The following is a 7,810-nucleotide window of genomic DNA, read 5'->3' as shown; positions in this document are numbered from 1 at the left end:
TGCGTTACTGGCGCGCCGACGTGCTGGTGCTGCCGCCTGCCGATCACAGTGATGCCCTGCGCCGCACCGTGGATCAACTGCTGGGCTTCCCCGCTCAGCAGGTGGACGGTGTGTGGCTGTGGGACGTACGCGGCCTCGGCTGAGCCAATAGGACTGTCAGCAAAGCGCAACCTGACAGTCAGCGACTTCTCAGGTCCGCGGGGTTTCCTGGAAAATATGAGTGCGCAGCGACCAGATGACCCGCAGCAGTGGCCCCAGTACGGGCAACCCCTCCCGCCGCAACCACCGCAGCCGCCGCATCGCGGCCGGACGGCACTGCTCGCGCTCGCTGCCGCGGCAGCGGTGGGTGTCGGTGCGGTCGGGCTCGGGGCCACGGGTTTCGGGCTCGGCACCCAGCACTCGCAGCCGGCCGCCGGGAAGGCGGGCTGGCCCGCTCCGCTCGTGCAGCCGGTCGGGAACTCGAAAACGGCTGCCACACAGCCTAATCCGGCCGCGATGGATACCGCGGTGCAGGGCGTGATCCCCGGCCTGGTGAATGTGAACTCGGAGTTGGGGATGCAGGGCGCCGAAACCGCGGGCACCGGCATTGTGCTCACCTCGGACGGCGAGATACTCACCAACAACCACGTGGTGACGGGCGCGACCGATATCTCGGTCACCGATCTCGGCAATGGGCAGACCTATCCCGCGACCGTGGTCGGATACGACCGCTCCCAGGACGTGGCCGTGCTCAAGCTGTCCGGGGCTTCCGGCCTGCAGACGGCGCCGATCGGCAATTCGGACTCGGCCACGGTGGGTGAACAGATCGCGGGCGTGGGCAATGCGGGCGGCACCGGACAGCCGAGTGTGGCTACGGGCCAGGTCACGGCGCTGGGGCAGACGATCACCGCCAGTGACGAGTCGAGTGGCAGCTCCGAACAGCTGCAGGGGCTCATCCAGATCGCGGCCAATATTCAGCCCGGTGATTCCGGTGGGCCGCTGATCGACGGCTCCGGGCAGGTCATCGGCATGGATACCGCCGCATCGACCAACTACCGCTTCCGCATGCCGGGCGCGGCACAGCGTGGCGGTGCGCAGAGTGGTGGCGGGCAGGGCTTCGCCATCCCGATCAACCAGGCGCTCTCGATCGCCCGCGATATCGAATCGAGTAAAAAGTCGGCCACCGTGCACATCGGTGCGACACCGTTCCTCGGCGTCTCCGTCAGTACTTCCGATGGCGTCGGAGCCGTTGTGCAGCAGGTGGTTCGCGGCGGCCCGGCAGCTCAGCTCGGGCTGGCGGCGGGTGATGTGATCACGGCTGCCGATGGCAACCGCATCGATTCCGCGACGGCGCTGACGAACAGCATGGACCTCTACAAGCCTGGCGACCAGGTCACTTTCAAGTGGACCGACCCGCAATCCGGAGCACAGCAGGGCCAGGTGGCGCTGGGGACCGGCCCGGTCGGCTGATATTTAGATCCGCTCGAGCCGCGAAATTGCTTCGTGCAGCGTCGCATCCTGCTTGCAGTAGGCGAAGCGCACCAGGTTGTTCCAGTCCGGCCGGTCGGCGAGCGCCGACACCGGAATCGCCGCGACTCCCACGCGGGCGGGCAACTCCCGGCAGAACGCTGTACCGTCCGACCCGATATCCGCGCAGACGAAATAGCCACCCGCGCTGCGTTTTACGTCGAATCCGATATCGCCCAATGCCTTCGACAGCAGGTGGTACTTGCGCTGGAGTTCGATTCGACTGGCCGCCACCCACTCCCGCTCATGTTCGAGCGCATACGCGATAGCCGGCTGGAACGGCGCCGCGGCCACAAAGGCCAGATACTGCTTGGCCGCATGCACCGCCTCGATCAACTCCGCGGGCCCGAGCGCCCAGCCGATCCGCCAGCCGGTCACATTGAAAGTCTTTGCCGCACTGGACACCACAATCGTCCGCTCCCGCATACCTGGCAGCGAGGCAATCGATACATGCGGATGCGGGTCGAAGGCCAAGTGTTCGTAGACCTCGTCGGCCACCACCAGAAAATCTCGCGCGCAAGCAAATTCGGCGATGGTGTGCAAATCCTGCACAGTCAATAGCGAACCGGTCGGGTTGTGCGGCGAATTCACGACCAGCAAGCGGGTCCGCGGCGTGATCGCCCGGCGCAATTCATCGAGATCGAGCGCGAATCCGTCACCGTCGGGAACCATCGCCACGGTGCGCCGAGTCGCTCCCACCATCGCGACCGCGGCCGCATAGGAGTCGTAGAACGGTTCGATGAGAACCACTTCATCGCTCGGCTCCACGAGCCCGAGTATGGCCGCGGTCAGGGCCTCGGTGGCGCCGGAGGTAACCAGAACCTCGGTGTCCACGTTGTAATCGCTGCCGACGCGGTCGGCGTGCTCGGCCACGATGGCTTCGCGCAACCCGGGTTGCCCATTCGCCGGCGGATATTGGTTCATCCCCTCCGCGATGGCCGCCCGAGCAATATCCAGCATCGCCTGCGGACCCCCGTAGTCGGGGAAACCCTGCCCGAGGTCGATTGCCCCGTGCACCACCGCCAGCTGTGAAATCTCCCCGAAAACCGAGGAGTTAAAGGGCCGCAGCCGTTCGACAAGCATTTCGACCATCGCCCTTACACCGTTGTTGCAGACATCCTTGCCGATAGCACGACTCCGCGCAGTACGCCCGCTCGAATACGTACTGCGCTCTCCTGTCTACCGGATCCCGAAATTCAGCGGTCCCGGGGTCCACCGGGCGGAACGCTGCACGGTGACGGTGTCGAGCCGCGCCGGTGCCGCGGTCGGATCGAACGGGACGAGCCGTTCGATTTCACCCCAATCGCGTTTCCAGTCATCCGCCAGATAGGACGGCAAGACATCGGCGCGGGAAACCAGGCCGATGTAACCGAGTGGCCCGCCGGAGGTGTGACTTTCCCAGTTACTGGTCATGGTCGCGCCCGAAAGGTCGGGAAGGATGCGGTACCCGGGGGTGTCGGCGACGCCGTAGCGGTGCAGCATCGGTTGCTGGCACGGGAACTGCAGGCCGACAAGCCAATCCAGCAGGACCGGGGTGGTGTGCCCGACCAGATCGTCGAGCGTGCGCAGTTGCGGAACACGCGGCGGGGTCACCGCCACCCACTGCTGTGGATCGGAGCTGTCGACGGTGGCGACAATCCGCACGGCTGTCGCCTGAGATGGCAACTGCTGCAAGGGAACCCGCAGGTTCCGCCAGGACGGCTGGAGCACGCTCACGTCATCGGGTGTGACGCGTCCGAGCGCCTGCACGTCGGTGCCGCTGGCCGCGCCGTATTCGATCTGGACGTTCTGGCCGGGTACGGGCAGATTATCGATATCGGTCGAGGCGATGCGCCCGGCGGCGGCGATGGCGATGATCCGGCCACGGTCGCCGTGCTCGTCCGGGGCGGGCAGGCGATACCACCCGGAGGTGAGTGTTTTCGTAGCGCCCGGGCCGCCGTAGCTGCCGAGCACCGGTGTTGTGGCGGGATTCAATCCGAAGGGCAGCGGAACCGTGCTGCCGTTGCTGCCGTGCGCCGCAACCCCGCCGTGTTCGGCGCTGTTGTCGGTGGTCCCGGCCTTGGTGGTGGTGCCCGCGCTGCCCAGGGATTGACCGACGGAAGCGGAAGCTGCGTCGGAGGTGTCGGGAGTCAAGTCGTTGAGATTGACGCCATTGGGTGTGAAGCCGCTGGCCTGTGCGCCCAGAGTGGTTGCGGGATCTCCCGAAAGAGGTTGCAGCATACCGGCATTCGGATCAGGCTCGACCAGGACGTCGTTCGCCAGCCCGCACGGTTTGCCTGCCAGTGCGGACAGATTCGACTTCGCCAGCGAATACGCCGGGTACTGCTCGACTCCGGCTTTGACGAAGGAGACCAGCTCGAAGGCCACCACCAGTGCCGCGGCAATCGTCAGGATGGGAATTCGCCGCCGTGGCCGATACTCGGTGCGGCGGAAGGGTTCCCGGATATGCAGCCAGCCTGCGACTCCGACCAGCAGTACGGCGACAGTCAGTAGAACTGTCCCGGCGGCGATGCCATGCACCGATATCGGCTTGTCCCACCAGGGAATCCGATAACTGGCCACATACCACCAGCCGTTCGAACTCGAGAACGACACCGCGAGAACGGCGAAAACAGCGGCAGCGAAGAGAGCCTGGTTTCGCGGCGACCGCATAACGCGGGGGCCTGCCGCGACGGCGGCCACGACCGCGACGGCACCGGCGAGTCCAGCGAAAACACCCAGGTGGTGGGTGAATTTTGTCGGCGAGAGCACCATCAGCGGTAACGCGGCGAGGGTGGTACCCACAATGCGCCGGGTGGGTCCGGCCGCGAGACCCGGGATCCGCCCGCTGCCGCGCAGTAGCGCCAGTACCGACAATGCCAAGGCCAGGAACATGATCAGCATGGCGAACCGGCGCGCCATCGAGCCGTCCGGCGTGGCCTGGAAGAGGTCCTGATAGACCAGCGACTCGTCATACCAGGGCATATCCGGGCCGACTACGTTGTGCGCCTGACTCATCGCGCTGACTTCGGAGATCGGCTGGCCGGCGAAAACGATCACCAGGATCGCCACTCCGGTGGCCACAGCGGGGGCGATCAGGGCCGTGTATCCCACTTTGCGTGCCCGCTCGACGATGATCTGCACCAGTGGGCGAGCACCAGCCAGCAGCGCCGCGAAGCAGATCAGGCCCGCCGGGTTGGTGACAACCGCCAGCGCCGCCGGAATCAGTGCGAGCGCCGCCGGAGCGAGGCGGCGGGTGGCCAGTGCGCGCTCCATCGACACCCACACCAGCAATACGCCCAGCGCGACTGCGGGTTCGGGCCGCATACCGTTGTTGTAGGGCAGCCAGAAGGCCAGGAACACCAGTCCACCGGCCCAGATCGCGGCCCGCTCCTGCCGTGCGCCGACCCCGAGCCGAGGGACTACCTCACGGCTGATCAACAGCCAGCAGACAATGCCGAAGACCAATTCCGGTAGTCGCACCACGATGCTCGCCGGCGAAATCCGCGACAGCAGTTCGAAAGCGCTGTCGTAGGGAATCCCGATCGGAGTTTCGGGCACTCCGAAGTAGGCGAAGTAGTTCGCCAGATAGCCTGCGTGCCCGGCTGTTCGGGCCATGCCGAAGATGTATCCGTCGTCGGCGGTACCGACGCCGATGAAGTACCAGAGGATCAGGATCGCGATGACTGCGCAGTCCACCGGCCGAGGCCGCCACCAGCGGTGCGGTAGTACTCGGCGGTTGCGTCGGCCGTCCAGGCAGTCGAGCTTGTGCAATGCGAACAGCGCCAATGCCGTTGCGGCCAGCGCGCCGATGATTGCGGCCAGCTTCAGCGCTGTGGGGGAGGTGGTGAAGCGGGAATCGATCACCACGTCGGCCTGCATTCCGGCGGGCGCGGTGCCGGTGAGGTCGGTGAATACGCCTACCAGTTGCGGTCGATGGTCGCCCTGCTGCACGACGGGATCGGTGCCGCTGACATTTACCGTGGTGCGGGTGCTGTCGGAGGCGATCGATATCTGACAGCCCGGGGGCAAGTCGGTGACGGCGGTATCGACGAGGACCTTGTCGCGTAGCACCACTTGGAGTCGGTAACCGGCGTCGGCGGGTGCGACAAGCACGTTCAGGCCGTAGTGCCATGACTGTCCGGAGGCGGGTGGGACCGTTGACAGCAGGTTGCCGCCTCTGGGTCCCAGAGTGGAAATTGCTGTGCAGGGGACGTTGATATTCGTGCTGACCGGTGAATATGACACCAATGGGGAGGTTGTGCTTGTTGCTTGTCCGTCCTGGGGCCAGGAGAAGGATGCTTGCTGCTGTTGGACTGGAAGCAGTGGGACGGCTATCGCTAGTAGCGCGCCGATAATGCCTGCGACGATTGCGACAATTCGCCATAATCGGGCGGGATTGTGCTGGTTGGCTTGGAGATCCAGTGGTTGATCGTCGGGCGGCTGTCTTCGGCTGAGCAGCAAGGTCACGCTTTCGGATACTAGCAACGGTATTGCTTCGGTGGTGACATGCAGGACAAAGAAGAGGTGTGGGAACGCTGGGAGACGTACCCGGCTTACGCTGCCGCCGGCCTGGGAGCCGGGGCCGGGCTCCCAGCGGGAAGACTGGCTGTGGTTACGCTTTAGAGAACAAAAGACATAAAGAACAAAAGGCTAAAGACGCCCGGACGAGAAGAAGAGAAAACGACCGAAGAGCAAGACGAGAAAAGAGCAAGAACGCGAAAGAGGCTGGTCGGTTCGCCAGTCTGAATATCCTTATATCACAACATAATTCGCCTTTCCGGGTCTGAATACCGGCGGTAGAATAGAGGCATGAATCCGGGGGGAGAAACCGTAAACGCCGATAGTGCGCACGCACTGTCGGTGGCGGTCGATCACCTCCTGAACGCGTCGCTGGTTCCGTTGCAGGATGATGAATTCATCGCGTTGATGCGGGAAGTGGAAACGTGTAAGCGCAAGCTCGAGGCCGTGCAGACCCGGTTCGTCGTGGAAACCACCACCCGTGGCCTGGCCCAGCGTGGCGGGGTCGCCACCCCGAAAGTGTTTCTGCGCCAAACCCTGGGCATCTCCCGCGCCGACGCGGCGTCCCGGGTGAACATCGCCGTGGAGACCGGCCCTCGCATCGTCTCCGGTGTCGAACTGGAGCCGACGTTGGCGCATGTGGCCGCCGCGCATCGTGCGGGTGTGATCGGGATCGATCATGTGCGCCGGATCATGACGGTCATGAACCGGTTGCCCGGCAGCCTCGACATGGACGTGCGTGAAGCCACGGAGTTGCAGTTGACCGAGTTCGCCCCGACCGGCTACCCGGAAGGATTGCCGGTCATGGGGGAAGTACTGCTCGCGGGCTTGGACCCGGACGGCAGCTTGAGCACCGACGCCGATCGTGAGCGGATGCGCGGTCTCACCCTGGGCAGCGAACGTGCGGATGGGATGTCTCCGTTCGTGGGTGAGATCAACCGGAAGCTGCGGTCGGTCCTGGAGCCGATGTTCGCGAAGCTGGCTCGTCCGGGTATGTGCAATGCGAAGGACCCGCAGAGCCCGTGGGTCGCCGATCACAAGCTCACCGCTCAGGAGTTGGCGGCGTGTGCCGAGCGCGATACGCGTACTCCGGCCCAACGCAATCATGATGCGTTGCTGGCGTTTTTGCGTCCGGAGTTCGGTGGCGTGAAGAAGCTCGGTAAGCATCGTGGCTTGCCGGTGTCGGCGATCGTCACCATGGGTTTGGCTGATCTGGAAGCGCGGGCGGGTGTAGCGACCACGGCGTCCGGGGGTATGGTGTCGATCCCGGAAGCCCTCGAGCTGGCGGCGAAGTCCAGCAAGTATCTCGCGGTGCTGAATCCGGTGGGGTTGCCGTTGTATCTGGGTCGCGGCGACCGCCGGGCCGACCTCGAGCTCGCCGCGCGCTCATCTGACACCGGCTGCGACTTCGGGACAGCGACCGTCAGCGACGGCGCTCACCTCGCTGTTCCCGGGTGCGATTCCGGGACAACACCTTTCGGTGGCGGCGCTCGCTCTGCCAGCCCCGAACTCGGTCCGAGTTCGGTCAGCTCCGCGCGCGACCTGCGCTCGCCCGGTACCGAGTGTGACTCCGGAGCAGCAACTCTCGGGGAGGGCTCCTGCCCGGCCGGTTCCGATCGCGGTTCGCGGTCGGCCAGCCACGAGCATGGCCCAGGGTCGGTCAGCTCCGACCAGGAGCCCCGGTTGGCCAGTCCCGCACAACGACTGGCACTCATCGCCTCGGAGAAGGGCTGTACCCGCCCGGGGTGTGACGCGCCTGCGACCATGTGCGCGGTGCACCACGTCGACGAGTGGGCCAAGGGTG

At 65.3% G+C, this 7,810-nt stretch carries 4 protein-coding genes; 2 read left to right on the top strand and 2 right to left on the bottom strand.

The genetic code is table 11. The features are described 5' to 3' along the window. Positions 1-216: 216 nt before the first annotated feature. Positions 217-1,449, top strand: coding sequence for a S1C family serine protease (locus JWN03_RS40195; protein WP_297626963.1), 1,233 nt, complete (start codon positions 217-219; stop codon positions 1,447-1,449). A 3-nt stretch (positions 1,450-1,452) separates the two neighbouring features. On the opposite strand, the gene JWN03_RS40190 is transcribed toward JWN03_RS40195, so the two are convergent. Then, entirely contained in the window at positions 1,453-2,598 is a 1,146-nt protein-coding gene (locus JWN03_RS40190; RefSeq protein ID WP_297626961.1) for a pyridoxal phosphate-dependent aminotransferase, read from the bottom strand. 87 nt (positions 2,599-2,685) lie between these two features. Beyond that, entirely contained in the window at positions 2,686-5,955 is a 3,270-nt protein-coding gene (locus JWN03_RS40185) for an arabinosyltransferase domain-containing protein (RefSeq protein WP_441343150.1), read from the bottom strand. A 342-nt stretch (positions 5,956-6,297) separates the two neighbouring features. On the opposite strand from JWN03_RS40185, the gene JWN03_RS40180 reads away from it, so the two are divergent. Next, on the top strand, positions 6,298-7,810 hold a 1,513-nt coding region (locus tag JWN03_RS40180; RefSeq protein WP_297626959.1), incomplete at its 3' end, for an HNH endonuclease signature motif containing protein.

The organism is Nocardia sp., from assembly GCF_025465275.1.
In the GTDB taxonomy this organism is placed as follows: Bacteria; Actinomycetota; Actinomycetes; order Mycobacteriales; family Mycobacteriaceae; genus Nocardia.
This window is presented reverse-complemented; position numbering and strand designations above follow the sequence as displayed.

Coding starts and splice junctions, on each gene's coding strand:
- JWN03_RS40195 (WP_297626963.1), top strand. CDS start 217: ATGAGTGCGCAGCGACCAGATGACCCGCAGCAGTGGCCCCAGTACGGG.
- JWN03_RS40190 (WP_297626961.1), bottom strand. CDS start 2,598: ATGGTCGAAATGCTTGTCGAACGGCTGCGGCCCTTTAACTCCTCGGTT.